This is a genomic window from Dactylosporangium sp. McL0621, from assembly GCF_049995355.1.
Classification (GTDB): domain Bacteria; phylum Actinomycetota; class Actinomycetes; order Mycobacteriales; family Micromonosporaceae; genus Dactylosporangium.
The window spans coordinates 11,842,975-11,862,841 of record NZ_CP188259.1 but is presented as its reverse complement, the minus strand read 5'-3'; the positions used below and the strand labels follow the sequence as shown (position 1 = coordinate 11,862,841).

The 19,867-nt window shown below is 74.6% G+C and carries 15 protein-coding genes; 10 read left to right on the top strand and 5 right to left on the bottom strand.

What is annotated here, in order from left to right:
- The first annotated feature begins 62 nt into the window (after positions 1 to 62).
- Positions 63 to 5,177: an SCO7613 C-terminal domain-containing membrane protein gene (locus tag ACPPVO_RS56220; protein ID WP_426507875.1), complete on the top strand. Its 5,115-nt coding sequence runs from the start codon at positions 63 to 65 to the stop codon at positions 5,175 to 5,177.
- Here the strand turns inward: ACPPVO_RS56220 and ACPPVO_RS56215 are convergent.
- A complete protein-coding gene (locus ACPPVO_RS56215; protein WP_360378543.1) occupies positions 5,159 to 5,950 on the bottom strand; it encodes a helix-turn-helix transcriptional regulator in 792 nt (263 codons plus the stop codon). The genes ACPPVO_RS56220 and ACPPVO_RS56215 overlap by 19 nt on opposite strands.
- A 78-nt stretch (positions 5,951 to 6,028) precedes the next feature.
- Between ACPPVO_RS56215 and ACPPVO_RS56210 the strand changes: the two genes are divergently transcribed.
- Positions 6,029 to 6,778 (top strand): SDR family oxidoreductase, encoded by a 750-nt coding sequence (locus tag ACPPVO_RS56210; protein WP_426507874.1) that lies wholly within the window; start codon positions 6,029 to 6,031, stop codon positions 6,776 to 6,778.
- Here ACPPVO_RS56210 and ACPPVO_RS56205 read toward each other — a convergent pair.
- Positions 6,735 to 7,307 carry a PadR family transcriptional regulator gene (locus ACPPVO_RS56205; protein ID WP_426507872.1) on the bottom strand — a complete coding sequence of 191 codons (573 nt, stop codon included), beginning with the start codon at positions 7,305 to 7,307 and terminating at the stop codon, positions 6,735 to 6,737. The two genes, ACPPVO_RS56210 and ACPPVO_RS56205, sit on opposite strands and share 44 nt — an antisense overlap.
- A gap of 86 nt (positions 7,308 to 7,393) precedes the next feature.
- On the opposite strand from ACPPVO_RS56205, the gene ACPPVO_RS56200 reads away from it, so the two are divergent.
- Both ACPPVO_RS56200 and ACPPVO_RS56195 read left to right on the top strand, forming a co-directional pair.
- Complete coding sequence (locus ACPPVO_RS56200; RefSeq protein WP_426507870.1) at positions 7,394 to 8,626, top strand: carotenoid oxygenase family protein; 1,233 nt, start codon at positions 7,394 to 7,396, stop codon at positions 8,624 to 8,626.
- Positions 8,623 to 9,261 carry a VC0807 family protein gene (locus ACPPVO_RS56195; RefSeq protein WP_426507868.1) on the top strand — a complete coding sequence of 213 codons (639 nt, stop codon included), beginning with the start codon at positions 8,623 to 8,625 and terminating at the stop codon, positions 9,259 to 9,261. The genes ACPPVO_RS56200 and ACPPVO_RS56195 overlap by 4 nt, the downstream gene beginning before the upstream one ends.
- Before the next feature lie 80 nt (positions 9,262 to 9,341).
- Here the strand turns inward: ACPPVO_RS56195 and ACPPVO_RS56190 are convergent, their stop codons facing one another.
- Complete coding sequence (locus ACPPVO_RS56190; protein ID WP_426507867.1) at positions 9,342 to 10,766, bottom strand: MDR family MFS transporter; 1,425 nt, start codon at positions 10,764 to 10,766, stop codon at positions 9,342 to 9,344.
- Positions 10,767 to 10,860: 94 nt separating this feature from the next.
- On the opposite strand from ACPPVO_RS56190, the gene ACPPVO_RS56185 reads away from it, so the two are divergent.
- From ACPPVO_RS56185 to ACPPVO_RS56175, 3 genes are read left to right on the top strand one after another with little or no spacing between them, the layout of a single operon-like run.
- Positions 10,861 to 11,571, top strand: a complete 711-nt coding sequence (locus ACPPVO_RS56185) for a TetR/AcrR family transcriptional regulator C-terminal domain-containing protein (RefSeq protein ID WP_426507865.1) — start codon at positions 10,861 to 10,863, stop codon at positions 11,569 to 11,571.
- Between the two features lie 41 nt (positions 11,572 to 11,612).
- Positions 11,613 to 12,521, top strand: coding sequence for a diguanylate cyclase domain-containing protein (locus ACPPVO_RS56180; protein ID WP_426507864.1), 909 nt, complete (start codon positions 11,613 to 11,615; stop codon positions 12,519 to 12,521).
- Entirely contained in the window at positions 12,449 to 12,772 is a 324-nt protein-coding gene (locus ACPPVO_RS56175) for an EAL domain-containing protein (protein ID WP_426507862.1), read from the top strand. The genes ACPPVO_RS56180 and ACPPVO_RS56175 overlap by 73 nt, the downstream gene beginning before the upstream one ends.
- Before the next feature lie 31 nt (positions 12,773 to 12,803).
- On the opposite strand, the gene ACPPVO_RS56170 is transcribed toward ACPPVO_RS56175, so the two are convergent.
- Together ACPPVO_RS56170 and ACPPVO_RS56165 are read right to left on the bottom strand one after the other, a co-directional pair.
- Entirely contained in the window at positions 12,804 to 14,174 is a 1,371-nt protein-coding gene (locus tag ACPPVO_RS56170; RefSeq protein WP_426507861.1) for a carbohydrate-binding protein, read from the bottom strand.
- 352 nt (positions 14,175 to 14,526) lie between these two features.
- Positions 14,527 to 17,559, bottom strand: coding sequence for a hypothetical protein (locus ACPPVO_RS56165; RefSeq protein ID WP_426507859.1), 3,033 nt, complete (start codon positions 17,557 to 17,559; stop codon positions 14,527 to 14,529).
- 24 nt (positions 17,560 to 17,583) lie between these two features.
- Between ACPPVO_RS56165 and ACPPVO_RS56160 the strand changes: the two genes are divergently transcribed.
- The 3 genes from ACPPVO_RS56160 to ACPPVO_RS56150 are packed head-to-tail and all read left to right on the top strand — an operon-like array spanning position 17,584 to position 19,821.
- The gene (locus ACPPVO_RS56160; RefSeq protein WP_426507857.1) at positions 17,584 to 18,105 is read left to right on the top strand and encodes an acyl-CoA thioesterase; all 522 of its coding nucleotides are present in this window, start codon (positions 17,584 to 17,586) and stop codon (positions 18,103 to 18,105) included.
- A gap of 58 nt (positions 18,106 to 18,163) precedes the next feature.
- Positions 18,164 to 18,709, top strand: a complete 546-nt coding sequence (locus ACPPVO_RS56155; protein ID WP_426507855.1) for an RNA polymerase sigma factor — start codon at positions 18,164 to 18,166, stop codon at positions 18,707 to 18,709.
- Entirely contained in the window at positions 18,706 to 19,821 is a 1,116-nt protein-coding gene (locus ACPPVO_RS56150; RefSeq protein WP_426507853.1) for a hypothetical protein, read from the top strand. The genes ACPPVO_RS56155 and ACPPVO_RS56150 overlap by 4 nt, the downstream gene beginning before the upstream one ends.
- Positions 19,822 to 19,867 lie beyond the last annotated feature (46 nt).

Here is a 19,867-nt window from a genome sequence, read left to right as displayed (position 1 = left end):
GCGTGAACGGCCGGGGCACCGCAGCGCGGGGTCCCGGCCGAGAGCACCGGGGGAGGAGTGGCGTGGAGACGTACCCGTGCCCAGCGTGTGGTGGGCCGGCCAGCGAGGCCACCGGCTGCCGTTCGTGCGGCCGGCCGCACGATCCGGACGCGGCGGCGCTCGCCCTGTTCCAGCGGACCGTCGCGGCGCTGGAACAGAAGAAGCGCGACCTGACCGAGAACCACCAGATGCTGCGCAAGCAGCTCGCGCACACCTCCGCGCAGCGCGACAGCCTCCGGCGCAAGGTCCGGGCGACGGTCGACGCCGAGCGCGCCGCCCAGGCCGCGAAGGCCAAGCGCCCGCTGCTGGGCCGCCAGCGTGAGGCCGCCCCGCCGGCCGTGACCCAGGCCGCGGCGCCGGTGAGCCCGCCCCCGGAGCCGGTCACCGCCGCCACGACGGCCACCACCACGACGACGAGCGCGACGACCACCACCACCGCCCTGCCGCCGGTACCGCCGAGCCAGCAGCGCTTCTCCCCGCGCGCGCCGCACGCGGTCGAGAGCGGCCACGTGCCCGCCACGAGCCGCATCGCCCCGCTCGACGTGCCCCCGCCGCGCCGGCCCCGCGCCGGCGAGCGCAGCCTCCCGGCCGGCGACCAGCCCGAGGCGACCGAGAGCAGCATGCAGGCGTCGGTCCTGGCGCTGGGCGGCCTGTTGCTGGCCGGTGCCGCGATCGTGCTCACCCTCGACGCGTTCGGCAGCATCGGCACCGTCGGCCGGGTGCTGTCCCTGGCCGCCATCACCGCGATCGCCCTGGCCCTGCCGCTCGTGCTGGTCAAGCGCGGGCTGAGCGCGACCGCCGAGACCGTCGCCTCGGTCGCCCTGCTGCTCGTGCTCCTCGACGGCTACGTGGTGCGCTCGGAGCACCTGCTGGGCGCGGACCGGCCCCGGTTCAGCACCTATCTGGGCCTTGTCTGCCTGGTCACGGCCGGGGTCGCGGCCGTGTACAGCATGCAGAGCCACCTGATCGCGTCCCGCTACGCGACGCTGCTGGCCCTGCAGCCGGTACTGCCGCTGCTGTTCTACGACGCGATCCACGGCCCGACCGGGTGGGCGATCGCGCTGTCCGGCGTGGCGCTGATCGACCTAGCCTTCGCCGTCGCGCTCAAGCAGTCGATCCAGCGGCGCGTCGACGCCCACCACGAGGACGCCGCCGCCGAGGACGAGCTCGCGCACACCGGCCGCACCAACCGCATCGCCGACGGGCTGATGCGCGACATGGCCTGGATCCTCTTCGCCGTCGCCACCGGGGTCGCGCTGCTGGCCGCCGCGGTCGGGCTGGCCGTCACCGACGAGCGCGTGCCGACGCTGCAGGCCGCCGCGGCCATGCTCGTGGCCGCCGCGCTCGGCGTCGGCGGCGCGCTGAGCTGGCGCCGCGGGGTGCTGCCCGACATCGCCGCGGGCGTGGCCACCGGCGCCGTCATCGTCGCCATAGCGCGGGTCGGGGCGGTCTGGCTGCCCGGCTCGACCCCGCTGTTCCTCGCCCTCGCGGTGACCGTCGCGGCCGCCGGGGTACCGCTGCTGCCCGCCGACGCGCGCCGCGGCCCCCGCTACGCCGTGTCCGTGTCGGCCGCCGGCGCGGCGCTGCTGGTGCTGGTGCGGGCCTTCCCCGGCATCGCCGCGCCGCTGCGGGCCGCGTGGCCGGTCTGGGACGCGGACCTGAGCACGTACGAGAGCCGCATCCACGCCGCCGTCGGACCGGACGGCTGGCAGTACGTCATCGCGATCCTGCTGCTCACCGGCGCCTGCATCCTCATGCTCAGCGGCCGCAGCGAGCCGGTGGGCGTCCCGCTGCGCGACGGCATCGGCCCGGAGGTGGCCCCGGACGAGCTGCGGATCGACATCGCCGTCGTCGGCGCGGCCCTGACCCTGCTCGTCGCGCCCGCCGCGCTCGGCCTGAGCTGGCTGGCGATCCCGGCCCTGGCGGTCAGCGCGGCGATCGTGGCCGGCGCCCTGGCGCTGCGCGTCCGCGCCCCGCACACCGCCTGGGTCTGCCTCGGCGCCGCGCTCGGGCTCGGCCTCTACGCGGCCGCGGCCGCCCTGGTGCGCCCGGGCGCGACCGCGCTCACGCTGACCGCGATCACCGTCGCCGGGGCCGCGATCGCCTGGCTGCCGCGCCCGCACCACACCGACGGCGACCGGCTCGCGGTCACCCAGCGGGTCGCCGACGCCGCGGCCGGCGGCGCGCTCTTCGCCCTGCCCGGCGCGGCCGCGGCCGCCGCCGCGATCGTCTTCGGCGACCTGCCCGGCGGCGCGACCGTCGTGCTGGTGCTGAGCTTCCTCGCGCTCGCGGTCAGCCTCGCGGTGGCCGCGCTGACCCAGGTCGCCCGCGGCGGCGAGCCCAGCGTGCCGCTGCTGGCCGGGGCCACCGCCGCCGCGCTCGCGGTCGGCCTCGCCACCGTCATCGCCGAGGGCGCCACCACCATCGACCTCGTCATCGGCCTGCTCATGGTGATCGCCGCGGTGACGCTGTGGGCGGCGCCGCGGATGGACGACCGGCAGACCTTCGGCGTCGAGTTCACCGGCTCCGACGCCGCCGCCGCGGCCGTCACCATCGCCGCGATCGGCGCCGTGGCCCGGGCCGTGTCGCTGGCCGCCTCCGGCATCGAGGTGGTCACCCTCGCCCTGCTCGTGTTCCTCGTCGCGGTCGCGGCCCGCTCGTCGCTGCCGGAGGAGTGGCGGCGCGGCCCGGTCGCGGGCGCCGCCATGGTCGGCTTCGGCACGGGGCTGTACGCGGGCGCCCTGTCCGTGATCGGCGCCGTCGGCGTGATCCGGGCCGCCGACCCGATGTGGCACGCCCCGCTGGACGCCCGGTGGGCCCAGAGCGCGCACGGGCTCGCCGAGTTCGGCTGGCAGATCCCGGTCGCCCTGCTGCTGCTGGCCGGGGCGGCCGCGATCGCGCTGCCGCAGCCGTACGGCGACGACATCGCCTCGGCCGCTTTGGTGCTCGCCACCCTCGGCGCCCCGGTCGGGCTGGGCCTGGGCTGGCAGGCGCCGATGGTGATCGGCTGGGCCGCGGCCACCGGCGTCGCCGCGTGGGCGTCCTTCGCCCGCAGCTGGCGCGGCGTCTACACGCGCCTCGGCGCGGCCCTCGTGGCCGGGCTCTTCGCGGCCGGCGGGAGCCTCGTGCGCCCCGGCGCCACCGCCGGAACCCTCGCCGCGCTCGGCGTCAGCGGCGCGCTCATCGCCGGCCTGGCCCGCACCGTGGCCCTGCGGCGCGAGGCCTCCGACCGCCCGGCCGACCAGGACGTCGACGACGAGGACGTCGACGGCGGCCCGCTGACCGTCGTCGGCGGGGCCGGGGTGGCCGGCGCGCTGTTCGCGTTCACCGGAGCGGCCGCGGCGATGGTCGGCAGCCTGCATCCGGACCGGCCCAGCACGATCCTCATCGCGGCGCTCGCGACCGCCGCCGTGGGCCTGGCCGCCGCCGCGGCCTCGGCCCAGCAGGCGCCCGGCTACATGCCGTACGTCAGCACCGGCGTCGCGGTCTCCGCGACCACGATCGCGCTGGTGGCGCTCGTGGTCCAGCGCGACGGCGCGGTCGTCTACGCCGCGGCCGCCGCCCTGCTCGGGGTGCTGGCCGAGCTGCTGCGGGCCAACTGGTACCGCCCAACGGAGCCCGAGTACGGGCGCTTCCGGCCGGACCGCGGCGGCCGCCCGGTGCGCTGGGACCCGTCGCGGCAACAGCAGCGGATCCCGCGCAACTTCGCGCTCGGCGTCGCCGCGGCCGCCGGCATCCCGGCCGCGATCGTCGTGGTGTTCCTCGCGCCCGCGCTGTTCGCCGCGCTCGCCGGGCCGTACCGCTGGGTCCAGCACCCCTGGACCGGCACCCCGCAGAGCGCCGTGGACCTGGGGTCGCTGGCGCAGTACGCCGGCAACAGCACCCACGTGCTGGGCGCCTTCCTGCTCACCGTCGCGGCCGCCCTGATGGCGGTGGGGCTGAGCGGCGACGCGCAGGCGGTGGCCAACCGGGCGGTCGCCATCGTGGTGCCCGGCGCGGCCCTGACCCTGCTCATCGCCCCGGCCGCGCTCGACGCGCCGTGGCCGGTGCAGCCGACCCTGGCCCTGCTGGTGGCCACGATCGCGGGGCTCGGCCTGGCCCTCACCGTGCCGCCGTCGCCCGAGAGCCCCGACGCCCGGCTCATGATCGGCGCGCGCCGGCTGGTGTTCGTCATCGCGGTGCTGGCCGCGGGGGCGGGCGGGGCCGGCAGCCTGGCCACCCGCAGCCAGACGCTGACCTGGCTGGCCGGCTCGGTCGTGGTCGGCGCGATCGGCGGCATCTGGGGCAAGACCCCGAACGGCCGGATCCTCGGCTGGCACGTGGCCGCCTCGACCGCCGAGGGCTTCGCCATCGCCGCCGGGCTCGCGGCCGGCCTGGGCCTGAAGCAGTGCGCGTTCCCGCTGCTCATCGTGGCGACCGTGCTGCTGGTGCTCGGCGCCGCCCTGCCCCGCCTGCGGCCGAGCGACAGCATCAACCGCGAGGCGATGACGGTCGAGGCGGCCGGGTACGCCGGCGCCGGCATCGCGGTGCTGCTCACCCTCGGCTCCCCGGCGCACACCGCGGCCGCCCTGACCGCCGTCGGGGCGATCCTCGGCCTGTCGGCGGCGCGCAAGGGCCGCAGCGGGCGCCAGCGCACGATCCTCATCATCGCCGCGTCGATCGCCGAGCTGCTGGCGATCTGGCTGCTGCTCATCACCGTGCGGGTCGCGGTCCCGGAGGCGTACACGCTGCCGTTCGCCGCCCTCGCCCTCATCACCGGCCTGATCGAGATCCGCAACCGGCCGGAGCTGGGCAGCTGGCTCGCCTACGGCCCGGCGCTCGTGGCCGGGTTCGGCCCCAGCCTGGCGATCGCCGTGGCCCAGCCCGACTCGCCGGAGCTGCGCCGGGTGCTGCTCATCCTGGCCGGCGTCATCTGCGTGGCGATCGGCGCGGCCCGCCAGCAGAAGGCCCCGGTCGCGGTCGGGGCCGCGGCGACGGTGATCGCGACGGTGAACGAGCTGTTCCGCATCGGCCTGCCGTTCTGGATGATGCTGCTGCTGTTCACCGGCACCGGCGTGCTGCTGATCAGCCTCGGCGCAACCTACGAGCAGCGCCAGCGCCTCGACCGCCTGCGCGGCGCCTACCGCGGGATGCGTTGAACGACCTCGAGCGTCCGGGAGCCCTCGGCGGCGGTGTAGACGACGAGCAGCTGGTCCTCGTCGCCGGGCCAGCGCAGCGTCTCGTACGAGAACGCGAGCGACCCGAGCGACGGGTGCTCGATCAGTTTGTCGCCGTGCGTCTTCTCGCGCACGTCGTGGCGGGCCCACAGCGCGGCGAACCCGGGGCCGGCCGCGGAGACCTCGGCCACGAGCTCGGCCAGGAGCGGGTCGCCGGGGTGCCGCCCGGCGTCCAGGCGCAGGTAGGCGACCGCCTCGCCGGCCACGGTGGCCCAGTCGGCGTAGAAGTCGCGGGCGGCCGGGTCGCAGAAGGTGTGCCGGACCACGTTGAACCCGGGCGCGAAGCCGCCGATCGCCCCCGCGAGGGCGTTCCAGGCGAGCACGTCCATCCGCCGCCCGAGGATGAACGCGGGCGTGTCCGCCATCATCGCGAGCATTCGCAACGCGCCGTCACGCACCGTTTGTTCAGACGCGGCGGCGGTACCCGTTGTGCCTCGCACCAGCGCCGACAGGTGCTCGCGCTCGGTGCCGTCCAGCCGCAGCGCCCTTCCGATGGCATCCAGCACCGCATCGGAGACGTTGGGGGTGCGCCCCTGCTCGAGGCGGACGTAGTAGTCGACGCTCACCCCGGCCAGCTGCGCCAGCTCCTCCCGCCGCAGCCCCGGCACCCGGCGCCGCCCGTACTGCGCCAGCCCCGCGTCCTCGGGCCGGATGCGGGCCCGTCGCGACCTGAGGAACTCCCCGATCTGCTCCATGCCCCGATCCTGGTCCTGTCAGACCTGGGGTACAACCGCACCCTGGGCCGGACCGGCCGCGGGCCCGAGCCTGAACCCATGAGCGAATACGCGAACCTGAAGGACCGCACCGCCCTCGTCACCGGCGCCGCCAGCGGGATGGGCGCGGCCACCGCCGAGCTCCTGGCCGCCGCGGGCGCCCGGGTGGCCCTGCTGGCCCGCCGCCGGGACCGGCTCGAACAGCTGGCCGCGGCGACCGGCGGCCTGCCCGTGGTGGCCGACATCACCGATCCGGGCGCGGTCGCGGCCGCCGTGCGGACCGTGCACGAGGCCGTCGGCCCGGTCGACCTGGTGGTCAACGCGGCCGGCGTGATGCTGCCGAACCCGCTCGACGCCGGCCGCGAGGACGAGTGGGTGCGGATGATCGACACGAACCTGACCGGGGCGCTGCGCATCATCCGCGGCTTCGGGCCCGACCTCGTCGCCGCGGCGGCGGCGGGGCGCCCGGCCGACCTGGTGAACGTCTCCTCGATCGGCGCGCACGTGACGTTCCCGGCCTACGCCGTCTACGGCGCGACGAAGGCCGCGCTCACGCACCTGTCGGCGACGCTGCGCACGGAGCTCGGGCCGCGGGACGTGCGGGTCACGAACATCGAGCCGGGCCTGACCGACACCGAGCTGGGCGGGCACATCGACAACCCCGAGCTGTCCGGGCAGCTCGCCGGCATGTTCGGCGCGATCGGCCCGCTCGCCGCCGCCGACGTGGCCGACCTGATCGCCTATGCGGTCAGCCGGCCGCGGCACGTCAACCTGCGTCAGCTGGTCGTGCTGCCGACGCGTCAGGCGTAGCGGGGTCCCGCTCCAGCTGATCGAGCACCCAGCGGGCCCAGTCGCGCTGCAGCGCGTAGTACCGCCGCCCGAACTCGGCGGCGAAGCGCGCGTAGCCGTGCGGCTGGCCCGGGGGCGTGAACTCCTCGATGGTCTTGATCGCCTGGTCCAGCTCGCCGACCGCCTCGTCGCTCTGCCCGGCCATCTGGTCCACGAGCACGCGCACGTCGGGCAGGTCGAGCGAGGACAGCATGAACAGGCGCAGCACGAACTCGTTGCGGGCCGGGGCCTCGCCGAGCGGGCTGAACATCCACCGGCGCAGCTCCCCGCGGCCGGCGTCGGTCACGCCGTACACCTTGCTGCCCCGCGAACCCTCGTCCACGACCTCGACGAGCCCGTCGGCCGTCATGCGCTTGAGCTCCGGGTAGATCTGGCTGTGGCCGGCGTTCCACGCGTGGCCCGCGAGCGTCTCCTCGAAGCGCTTCGTCAGGTCGTACCCGTTCTGCGGGGTGTCGGCGAGCAGCCCCAGCAGGGCGTGGCGGAGGGACATGCGACAAGCCTAACCTGTCGTACTCGACATGTCGAACACGACATGACGGTATTGACATGTCAGATGTGACATGTAAAAGTTTGCATATGGATGACGACGAGCACGGGTACACCAGCCCGGTGCCGGACGAGATCGAGGCCCGTGACCTCCCGGTCGAGGGGGCCCTCCCGCCGGAGCTCACCGGGCGGTACTTCCGCAACGGCCCGAACCCGCGCCCGGGCGACTTCGCGCCGCACTGGTTCCTCGGCCGGGGCATGCTGCACGGCGTCCGGCTGCGCGACGGGCACGCCGAGTGGTACCGCAACCGCTGGGTCGACGCCGAGGGCGAGCCGAACACGTCGGTGCTGCACCACGCCGGCCGTCTCTTCGCGCTCGTCGAGGCGGCGCTGCCGGTCGAGATCGACCGCGAGCTCGGCGTGCTCGGCCCCTGCGACTTCGGCGGCCGGCTCACCACCGCGATGACGGCGCACCCCAAGGAGGATCCGGCCAGTGGTGATCTTCACTTCTTCGGCTACAGTGCGCTGCCGCCGTACCTGACCTACCACCGGCTCGACGCCGACGGCCGGCTGGTGGAGAGCCGCGAGATCGAGGTGCCGGGGCCGACGATGATGCACGACTTCGCCGTGACCGAGCACCACATCGTCTGGCTCGACCTGCCGATGGTCTTCGACGCCGACCTGCTCGGCAAGACCATGCCGTACCGCTGGAGCGACGACTACGGCGCGCGGATCGGCGTGATGTCCAAGTCCGGCGACTCCGTCGAGGGTCACCCCAACGGGAAGGGTGCGGTGCGGTGGTTCGACGTGGAGCCCTGCTACGTCTTCCACGTCGGCAACGCCCGCGAGGACGCGGCCGGGCGGGTCGTGCTTGACGCGGTCCGGCACGCTGGGGACCACCGCCGGCTGCACCGCTGGACGTTCGACCCGGCGTCCGGCCGCGTCCGCGAGGAGGGGCGCGACGACCGGCAGATCGAGTTCCCCACGATCGCCGACACGCTGACGGGGCGGCCCAACCGGTACCTGTACGCCGTCGAGGCCGACACGGTGCTGAAGTACGACGAGGTCTCCGGCACGGTCGACACCTGCTCCCTCGGCGCCGGCTGGCACGTCGGCGAGGCGGTGTTCGTGTCCACTGCGGAGTCGAATGCCGAGGACGACGGGTGGCTGGTGTCCATCGCCACCCACGACGACCCGGACGTCGCCTCCCGCCTGCTCGTGCACGACGCCACCGGCCTGGCCGCGGGCCCGGTCGCCACTGTCCACCTCCCGCGCCGGGTGCCGGCCGGGTTCCACGGTCGCTGGATCGGAGACGCGCGATGAACAAGACCCCCGGCCTCCTCACCATCCTCGGCTCGCTGCTGTGGGACGTGGGCCTGTCGCTGGCCGCCTACTTCGTCGCGCACTGGCTCGGCGCGAGCGACTACGTGGCCCTGCTCTGCGGCTCCCTCGCCGCCCTCGTCCGGGTCGTGTGGGTCGCGGCCCGCACCCGCAAGTTCGACGTCTTCGCGGCCGTGATGCTCGGCGTGTTCCTCGTCGGCCTGGGCCTGTCGTTCCTGACCGGCTCGCCGAAGTTCCTGCTCGTCAAGGAGTCCTTCGGCACCGGCATTGCCGGCCTGGCCTTCCTGGTCTCGTGCTTCGTGGGCCGCCCGCTGATCTTCCACGCGGCCCTGCGCATGCAGGAGGGCGACCCGGACCGGGCCGCGGAGTTCGAGCAGCGGTGGCAGCAGCTGCCCGGCTTCCGGCGCAACTTCCGCATCATGTCCGCGGCCTGGGGCGCCGGGCTGCTCTTCGACGCCATCGTGCGCATCCCGCTGGTGCTGAGCCTGCCGACCTCGGCCGCGGTGACGGCCTCGACCGTGCTGTTCATCGCCACGATGGTGCTGCTGGCGCTGTGGAACGTCCGCTTCGTGAAGCGCATCCAGGCCGGGCCGCAGCCGGAGCTGAAGCAGGCCTGACGGCGAGAGCCCGAAAAGCCGGGTCACGAAAAGTCGGGCGCTCCGCGCCGCGACTTTTCGGACTTTTCTCCCGACGGGTCTTATGACGGATTCAACGCCGGCTCGGCCGGGGCCGCGGTCTCCGCGACCTTGCGCGCCTTCGAGCGCATGAGCAGGATCGGCACGAGCGTCAGCGCGGCGGCGCCGGCGGCCCACCAGAAGGTGGTGCCGAAGGCGTCGCCGAGCGCGTCGAGGGAGCCGGCGCCGGAGGCGTTGCGCTGCAGCGCCACCGCCAGCACGGCCACCCCGAACGAGCCGCCGACCTGCTGGAACACCCGCACCGCGGTGGTGGCGTGCGGCATCGCGGCGCGGTCGAGCCCGGAGAAGACCCCGGACTGGGCGCCCACGATGACGCCGCCGAAGCCGGCCCCGCCGAGCGCGATGAGCGCCGCGATCTCCCACTGCCCCGTCCCGGCCGAGAGCCGGGTCAGCGCGAGGGTGACGCCGAGCAGCAGCAGCGAGCCGGTGAGCGCGACCGGGCGCGCGCCGAAGCGGTCGGCGAGGCGCCCGGCGACGATCAGGGACAGGGCCGAACCGATCCCGTGCGGGGCCATGAGCAGGCCCGCGTGCAGCGGGGTGAAGCCGTGGACCTGCTGGTAGTACAGCGGAATCAGCAGGATCGTGCCCAGCAGGGCCATCATGCCGAGCAGCATCACGACCGCCGAGGCCGCGAAGTCGCGGCTGCGGAACAGCCGCAGGTCGACCACGGGGCCGGCGGTCCGCAGCGCGTGGACGACGAACCAGCCGAGCAGGGCGACGCCCACCGCCAGCACGAGCAGTGTCGCCGGGCCGAAGCCGCCGTCGGTGCCGGCCCGCGACAGGGCCCACACGATGCCGACGAGGGCGGGGGAGAGCAGCGCGAGGCCGAGCACGTCGAGGCGGGCCGGGCGCTCGATCCGCTCGACCGGCATCACCCGCACGGCCGCCCACGCCGCCAGTGCACAGATCGGCAGGTTGACGAGGAAGATCCAGCGCCAGCCGGGGCCGTCGACCAGCACGCCGCCGAGCACCGGGCCCAGCACCGGCCCGAGCAGCATCGGCGCGCCGACCAGCGCCATGACCCGGCCGAACTGCTGACCGGCGGCCCGGCGGGCCAGGATCGTCTGGAACAGCGGCATGAGCATCCCGCCGCCGGCGCCCTGCACGACCCGCATCGCGATGAGGCTGCCGGCCGACCAGGCCAGCCCGCACAGCAGCGAGCCGAGCGTGAACAGCCCCAGCGAGACGAGCCACGCCGACCGCGCGCCGAAGCGGTCGATCGCCCAGCCGGCCACCGGGATCACCGCGGCCATCGCCAGCAGGTACGCGGCGCTGACCCACTGCACGGTGCCGAGGTCCGCGCCGAAGTCGCGCCGGAAGCTCTCCAGCGCGATGTTGACCATCGTCGAGTCCATCTGGACCAGGAACACGCCCAGCAGGATCGCGCCGATGAGCGCGAGCAGGTCCCGGGGCAGTCTCTCCGCCATCTTCCAGCTCCTCCGTACGGCGTACCGAATAGCGATACAGCGTATCGCTGATCGATACACCGTATCGCAATCTCGTACGCCATACAATTACCGCGTGACCGACGCCCGGGGACCGCTCTGGACCCGCCCCGCCGCGGCGAAGCCGGAGAAGCTCACCCGCGAGGCGGTGGTGGCCTGCGCCGTCGGGCTCGCCGACCGCGAGGGGCTCGAGGCCGTCTCGGTGCGGCGCGTGGCCGCCGAGCTCTCGGCCCGGCCGATGAGCCTGTACTCGTTCTTCAAGCGCAAGGACGACCTGGTGGACCTCATGGTCGACCACGTGCTCGGCGAGATGCTGGTCGACGAGGTGCCGGGCGGCGACTGGCGCACGGCGCTCAAGGCCGTGCTGCATCGCCAGCTCCAGGTCGGCCGGCGGCATCTGTGGATCATGGGCCAGTTCGGCGCCCGGGCCCCGATCGGCCCCAACGCGGCCCGCCACGCCGAGCAGTCCCTGGCCGCGATCGCCGGCCTCGGCCTGCCCGGGGAGCGCGCGGTGCGCCTGCTGCGCGCGGTCGACACCTACCTGTGGGGGTTCGCCACGCTGAGCGGCCAGGAGCTCGAGGCCCGGCGGCGCGACCAGCTCACCGAGGAGGAGTGGCGCGCCTCCACCGACGAGTACTTCGCCGGCCTCATCGCCGCCGGTGACCTGCCCTACCTGGCCGAGGCCGGGCGCCACGGCCTGATGCGCGGCGGGGTCGAGGAGTGGGTCGCGGACTTCGACGAGGGTCTGGACTGGTTGCTGGACGGGTTCGCCGCCACCCTGCGCTGACGGCCGCTCAGCTCGCGCGGGGACGTGCCGATAGCAGGGCCATGTCGAGCACGAGTGAGCGCTGGTTCGGCGCCGGCCACAGCACGGCCGCCGACTCCGCCCGGGCCGGCGGGGAGGCCGCGGCCGCGGCTCTGGCCGGGCGTACCCCCGCCGCGGTCTTCGTCTTCACGTCGGGCGGGCACGACGCGGGCGTGGTGCTCGCGGCGGTCCGCGCCCAGGCCCCCGGGGCCGTCGTCGTCGGTGGCACCGGGGCGGGCGAGCTGACCGCCGCCGGCGCCACCGTGCACGGCGTGGCGGTGGCGGCCCTGGGCGGCCCCGGCTTCACCGTGCGCGCCCGCGCGGCCGGCATCGGCCCGCTCGGCGCCCGCGCGGCCGCGGCGGCGGCCATGCGGACCGGCTCGCTGCAGGTCGACGAGGACGGGGCGGGGCCGGCAATCCTCGCCGTACCGGTGCTGGTGACCGGGGAGACCGCCGGCGCCCTGGTGGCCCGGGTCGGCGCCGGGTCGCACGCCGAGCAGCTGGAGGCGTTCGCGCAGCAGGTCGGGCTGGCGCTGACCGACGCCCGCACCCTCGAGCAGGTGCACGAGGCCCACCACGACCACGTCACCGGCCTGCCCAACCGCGCCCTGTTCCTGAAGACGTTCCACGGCCGCCCGCGCGCCGGCGCGCTCTTCATCGACCTGGACCGGTTCAAGGCGGTCAACGACAGCCTCGGCCACGACGCCGGCGACCAGTTGCTCGCGGCCGTCGCCGAGCGGATCCGCTGCTGCGTGCGGGCCGGCGACAGCGTGGCCCGCCTCGGCGGCGACGAGTTCGCGGTCCTGCTGGGCGATGCGCACCGCGACACGGCGGTGGCGACGGCGCCCGCGGCCTGCAGGTGTCGATCGACGACTTCGGGACGGGCTACTCGTCGCTGGCGTACCTGCGCGACCTGCCCGTCGACGAGCTGAAGGTGGACCGCGCCTTCATCGCCCGCAGCCAGCTCACCGTGCGGGACATGGCGCTCGTGTCGACCATCATGGAGCTCGGCCACATCCTGGGCCTGCGCGTGGTGGCCGAGGGCATCGAGAACCAGGCGCAGCTGGATGCGGTACGACGGCTGGGGTGTGCCCTCGGGCAGGGTTTCCATCTCCATCGGCCGCTCGATCCGGCCGCGGAGCCGCCGCTGCTGGAAACGCCGCCGCTGCACCGCGCGGCCTGAGCGGGCCGGGCGGTGCAGCGGCGGCGGAGGGTCAGCGGCCTTCCAGCGACTTCACGTTGTCGCCGAAGGACCAGCCCTTCGAGCCGTCCCAGTTGATCGACCACGTCATGAGGCCCTTGATGCCACTGACGCTGTTGTACCCCTGCGACACCAGCGACGGCGCCATGTACCCGCCGCCGGCGCCCGACTGCGCGGGCAGGCCGGGGACCTGCTTGTCGTACGGGACCCGGATCGTGGTGCCCTGGATCGTCAGGCCCGAGTTCAGGCACTGCGTCTGCACCGTGAAGCCCTGGACCGTGCCGGCCGAGTACGAGTCGCCGGAGCAGCCGTACATGGAACCGTTGTAGTACTGCATGTTCAGCCACCACAGGCGGCCGTTGTCCAGGTACTTCTTGATGATCGGCAGGTACGAGCCCCAGATCGAGCCGTACGTCACGCTGCCGCCGGTCACGTACGCCGTCTCCGGCGCCATGGTGAGCCCGAAGTTCGACGGCATCTGGGCCAGCACGCCGTCGATGATGCGGATCAGGTTGGCCTGCGACGTCGAGAGTGTGCCGATGCTGCCGCTGCCGGTCAGCCCGGTCTCGATGTCGATGTCGATGCCGTCGAAGTTGTTGGCCTTGAGGATCGGCACGATCGTGGCGACGAACTTGTCCGCCACCGCCGAGGAGCTCAGGTCGATGCCGGCCGCGGCCCCGCCGATCGACATCAGCAGCGTGGCGCCGTTGGTCTTGGCCTGGCACATCTCGGCCGGGGTCGGCACCTTCACGCCCGCGTCCATGCCGTTCTCCCACAGCACCGTGCCGTCGGAGCGGATGACCGGGAAGGCGAGATTGATGACGTTGTACCCGTGCTGGGCGATCCGGCTGTCGGTGATCGGGATCCAGCCGAGGCCCGGGTGCACGCCGTTCGAGGCGCCGTCCCAGTTCTCCCAGTACCCCTGCAGCACCTTGCCGGCCGGGCGCGACTTCACCCCGCAGCTACCGGTGCCGCCGGTCGGCGTCGGCGTCGGGGAATTGGTCGGGGTCGGCGACGTGGTGCGGCTCGGCGACGTCGACGGCGACGGCGAGTTCGTGCGCGTCGGCGACGGCGAGGCGGTGGCGGTCGTGCCGCCGCCGGTGCACGTGCCGAGGTCCTTCCACAGCGACGGCGTGGCCGCGGGGTTCCAGCCGGCGCCCACATAGGCGGTGTGGGTCACCAGCGCCTGGTACGTGTGGCCGTTGTACGTCACCTGCGTACCGACCGTGTAGGTGTTGCCCTCGGCCCAGACCGGCGCCGAACAGGCGGCGGCGGCGACGTTGGTGGCGGCCTGGGCCCCGAGTACGGGCGCGAGGGCCAGCGCCGTAATGAGAGCCGCGGCCGCCCCGGTCACCAGGGCGAATGTGCGACGACGAGATCTCACGGGACCTCCTGCCCATCGATGGATCGATGAGCACGGACGCTATCAGTTAACACTATTAAATGTAAGAGTCGCCTGTCTTAAGGCTCGCTGCGCTCGCGTTGGGGGAGCTTCGCTCCACCCAAACCCCCTGCGCTGAACGCGGCGGCCCCGATGCTCTTCGTGCGATCAGCTGCGCCCGCGGGGTGACAGTGACCACGCCAGTTGTATCGGTCTACGTGTCGGTGGTGGGTATCGCGCGATGCCGGCGTGGGGGTTCACCACGGGGAAACTGCGCTGTGCGTCGCTCAGTTCTACGAGTACGGAACGGCCCCGTCGCTCGTGAGCGACGGGGCCGTGGTGCTTGTCGTGCGGGTCAGCCGCGCTCGCGCGGCGGCTCGGCCCAGGGGTTGTCGCGGCGCGGAGGCGTCTGGGTCTCCTCGGCGTCGTCGCCCGCACCGGTCTGTCCCGCGGCCGGTTGCGCGCCGGTGGCCTGGGTCGCCGCCCGCTCGGCCGCGATGCGGTCGAGCTGGGACTGCGCCGCTGTCGCCCGCCGCTCGGCCTCGCCCCGCGCGAACGCAGAACGCCGCTCGGCCGCCTCCGACGGGCTGAGCGTCTGGCCGCCGAACCCGAAGTTCGCGGTCTCCTCGGCATCGTCCACCGGAGCCTCGAACCGAGCGGTGGCCTCGTCGTTCCCGCCACCGTACGGCCACAGCGTCGCCGCATCCGCGCCCGCACCGGACTCGCGCGCGGACATGTCCCGGGCGGCCGCCGAGGAGTCGTGCCGCAGCACGGTCGTGGCCTCGTCGGCGCCCGACGCCGGAGGCTGGAACGTGGTGCCGGTGTCGCCGCTCGGCGCGGGCGCCGGGAACGCGGGATTCCCGTCCCCGCCGGGAGCGGGCGCGTGGAACGCGGTGGTGGCGTCCTCGCCCGGGGCCGGGGGCCGGAACGTGGGGTTCGCGTCGCCGCTCGGGGCGGAGGTGCGCAACGCGGTGCTGGCGTCCTCGCTCGGCGCGGCCCGGAACGCCGTGCTCGCGTCGCCGCTCGGGGCGGGTGCACCGTAGGCCGCGGCGGCGTTGCCGGGGAGTGCGGTGGTGGCGTCCTCGCTCGACGGCCCGGGAGCCTGGAACGCGGTGGTCGCCTCCTCGACCGGCGGCTGCGGGGCCATCGGCTGGAACCGGCCCCGTCGCTCGTCGGAGTCGTCGCCGGGCGCGGCCGCGTACTCCCCGTTGCCGGCCGCGTGCCGCGGGCGCGGTGCCGCGGGCGACTGTGAACCGGGGTGGAACGCCTCGGTCTCCTCTTCCTGACCCGGCCGCGAGGGCACCGCGAACCCGTCGAACGAGGGGCCGGCCAGGAGCGACCGTTCCTCGGCGGCCGGCCCGCGGGCCGCGCGCGAGGGGAGCCCGGCGGACGTCTCGCCGGCGCCGGGGTCCGAGCCGGCACCGGCGCCGAAGTCCGAGCCGGCACCCGACTCCGAGCCGGAGCCGACGCCCGAACCGGAGCCGGAGCCGGAGCGCGAATCAGAGCCGACGCCTGAGCCGAAGCCGGAATCAGAGCCGGAGCTGACGCCCGAACCGGAGCCGGAACGCGGATCAGAGCCGAAGCCGGAATCAGAGCCGGAGCTGACGCCCGAACCGGAGCCGGACCCGGAGGCCGAGCTTGCATACAGCGGCCGAGTCGCCTCGGTCTCGGTTTCGTCCACGGTCTCGTCCTCCGTCGACCCACCCGGCGCCGGAACGACGGGCCATGAGCCGGACGGCGTGAGGCCGGCCGGCGACGCGTCACCGGGGGCGGGCGAGGCGGGCACCGGCCAGGAGGGCGGAGCGTCCTCGGCCGGCGGCGGCGAGCTCGCCCCGCGGCTGTACCCGACGGCCCCGGTCGCCGCGTCCTCGGACTCCGCCCGGTTCCCGGTTTCGGGCGTCAGCCAGGAGGGATCCCCGGCGGCGGCCGGCGGGGTGGAGACCGGCGGCGCGGCCGCGGGCGACGGCGGCGTGAAGACCGGCTGCGGCGCAACCCCGGGCGGGGTCGGCGGGAACGGCCCGGGCGGAGCGGAAGCAACCGGCGGCGGCGCGGTGGAGTAGGAGGGCCGGGGCGGCGCCGAGCTGACCGGCGGCGCCGCGGCAAAAGGCGCCGGCCCGGCGGCAGGCCCCGACCCGGCGTAAGGCCCCTGCGCGCCGTAGGGCGCTTGCCCGGCATTGGCCCCCGGCGCGCCGTAGGGCGCTTGCCCGGCGGAAGACCCCGGCGGACTGAAGGGCGCTTGCCCGGCGGAAGACCCCGGCGGACTGTAGGGCCCCTGCGGGCTGTACGGCGCCTGCCCGGCCGAAGGCCCCTGCGCGCTGTAAGGTGCCTGCGCGCTGTAAGGTGCCTGCGCGCTGTAGGGCGCCTGCGCGGCGAAGGGCGACTGCGGCGGCCCGGACGTGACCGGCGGCGTCGCGGCGAAGGGCGACTGCGGCGGACCGGAAGCGACCGGCGGCGCCGCGGCGTAGGGCGACTGCGGCGGCCCGGACGTGACCGGCGGCGTCGCGGCGTACGGCGACTGCGCGGGCCCGGGCGGGCTCGACACCGGCGGCGCCGCGGCGAACGGCGGCGGGGCCGAACCGGGCGGCACGGAAGCGCCGGGCGGGGCCGACACCGGGGGAGTGGACACCACGGGCGGCGCCGGCACGAACGGCGGCGCCGCGAACGGCGACCCCGAGGAGACCGGCGGCGACGACACGGAACGGCCCGGGTACCCGCCACCGGAGACCGGCGGCACGGGCTGGGTCTCGTCACTCGGCGGCGGCGGACCCCCGAAGCCACCCGGCCCCGGCAGCACCGTGGTCGCCGCGGCCGGGAACCCCGCGGCGGCCGGGAACGCGGCCGTCTGCGCCGGCGAGTAACCGGGGCGCGCGGCCACCGGCGGCGTCGAGGCCGGACCCTGCCCGAGCGGGTACTCGTGCACGTCGGCCGGCCCGTCCGCCCCGACCGCGCCCAGCGGTACCACGGTCGGCCAGGTCCGCCAGCGCTTCACGCTGAAGGCGGCGATCAGCAGCGCCAGGCCCAGCACCGCGGTGGTGCCGTTGACGATCGGCAGCCGCAGGTCGACGGTGAGGCTGGCGATCTTGAGGTCGCGCGGCAGGCTGTTCATGACCGACAGCGGGTCGATGAACAGGCTCACGTACGTCGCCAGCAGCGCCGCGCCCGCGACGATCGGGCCGACGGGCGAGATGCGCAGGGTGGCGATGAGGCCGATGAGCAGGCCGGCACCCACGAGGTACGCGGCGGGGACGATCAGGTCGACGGAGTCGAAAGAACCGTTCTCGACCCACTTCGCCACGGTTTCCGCGGATTTCTGCTGACCGATCGCGATCAGCAGCCAGGCGATCGGGGCGATGAACATCCCCGCGATCAGGCTTCCGACGTGTCGCATGGCTCGCACCGTACCGTCTTTGGCATGACCGAGCACACCGCCCGTCCGACCAGCCGTCCCACCGGTTACTCGCGGGTCACGCTGAGCCGGATCATGACCCCGGTCGACGTCAACCTGTACGGCACGGTCCACGGCGGCGTGATCATGAAGTTCATCGACGACGTGGCCGGCGCCGCGGCCGCGCGGCACAGCGGTGGCACGGCCGTGACCGCCTCGATCGACGAGATCGCGTTCCTCGAACCACTGCGCGTCGGCGACCTCGTCCACGCGTTCGCACAGGTCAACTGGACCGGCACGAGCTCGATGGAGGTCGGCGTCCGCCTCGAGGCCGAGCGCTGGGACGAGGTCAGCGAGTCCGCCCCGGTGGTCGTCGCGACCGCGTACCTCGTCTTCGTCGCCGTCGACGCCGACGGCAGGCCGCGCCCGGTCCCCGCGGTCGTCCCCGACTCGCCGGCGAACGAGGGCCGGTGGCGGGAGGCGGAAATCCGACGCGAACACCGTCTCGCCCGCCGGGACGCGATCCAGAAACATCGATCGAACCGATAGGGCCGAAAAGAACGGCAAAAACCGGGAACAGCGCGGCGGGTACCGGACAAGAAGGTGTGTGGACCCGGAAGGCAACCTCTTGATCGCGGACGGCTTCACCGCCCTCTACGACCGGCACGCGCGGGCGCTCTACCGCTACTGCGCGCGCCGGGTGGGGCCGGATCGGGCCGAGGACGTGGTGGCGCAGACGTTCCTGGTCGCGTACGAAAAACGCCACACCCTCGACCCCGGTGCCGACCCGCTCCCGTGGCTGTTCGGCATCGCCACCAACGTGTTGTTCCGCCACCGCCGCGACGAGGTTCGCGGCTACCGGGCGCTGGCCCGGACCGGCGCGGACCCGTTGCTGGTGGCGACGTCGGCGGAGAGCCATGCGACCCGGACGGACGAACGGGTGGACGCCGGACGGCAGGCGCGCCTCATCGCGCGGGTGCTCGCCAAGCTGCCGGCCCGCCAGCGCGACGTTCTGCTGCTGTTCGGGGTCGCCGACCTGACGTACGCGGAGATCGCGGAGGCGCTGCACCTGCCGCTCGGCACGGTGCAGTCGGCGCTGCACCGGGCCCGGACCAAGTTGCGCAAGGCACTCGACGAGGCGGAGCGAACATGAGCACTGACGATAAGGACCTGATGGCGCTGCGGGGCTTCCGCCGCGACCTGGACGACCCGCCCGAGGGCGTGCTCGTGCGCGGGCGCTACCGGCTGGCGGGCAGCGAGCACCGCCCGCCGACCCGCCGCCGCCAGTGGCTGCTGGCGAGCGCCGGCGCGGCCGCGGCCCTGACCGTGGTCGTCGGCGCGGCCGCGGCCGTCAACAGCGCGGGCAACCGGACGGACGGCGGCGGTCAGGCCCCGGCGCAGGGGCCGGCGACGGCCGCGGGCCGCCCGAGCGCCGGTGCGACCGCGGACCTCCCGGTCACGATCGGCACCCGGGCCCCGCTCGACGCGAAGGTCACCAGCGACGGGGGCGCGACGCACGCCAAGGCGGTCGCCGCGATGGATCGCCTGGCGAACGCGGCGGCGGGCGGCCAGCCGCTGGCGGTGCCGGCCGGCCAGGTGTTGTACATCAAGACGTACAACCTGGTCCCCGGCGCCGAGAAGTACATCCACGAGATCTGGATGGACCCGTCCACCCTGGCCCCGCTGCGCATCCGGCGCACCGACGGCGACCAGACGGCGGACATGCCGAGCACCCAGGATGAGATCGACCAGGCCACGGCGCAGGCCCCGGGCCTGTACCGCCCGACCGCCGACTACCTGGCGAGCCTCCCGGCCGACCCGGCGCAGCTCATCTCGCGCTGGCGGCAGTGGGCGCAGACCACATACCCCGACCGCCCGGCCGACGGCATGATCTGGAAGGACGTCTTCGAGCTGATCAACTACTCGGAGCCGTTCTGGACCCCGCAGCAGCGCACCACCATCTACAAGGCCTTCGCGCTGATGCCCGACCTCAAGGCGACCACGGCGAAGATCGACAACCGGCCGTACGACCTCGTGTGCATGGACCGCGAGCCCAACGGCGGCGGCACCGTCGACTGCGACCTGTTCGACTCGGCCACGGGCCGCTACGCGGGCACCGCCTGGCCGGAGAAGAACCTGGCCCTGAAGCCGGTAAACGTCGGCCTCGTCGACTTCGGCACCCAGCCCCGCCCGGCCCCGGGCATCCGCCCGAGCCTTCCGCCCCATGCGGGCGGCTCCGAAAAGGCCAACCCCGGCAAGTCCTGATCAACCGTGGGCCGCCCCTACCCGATCGAGGGATCGGGTAGGGGCC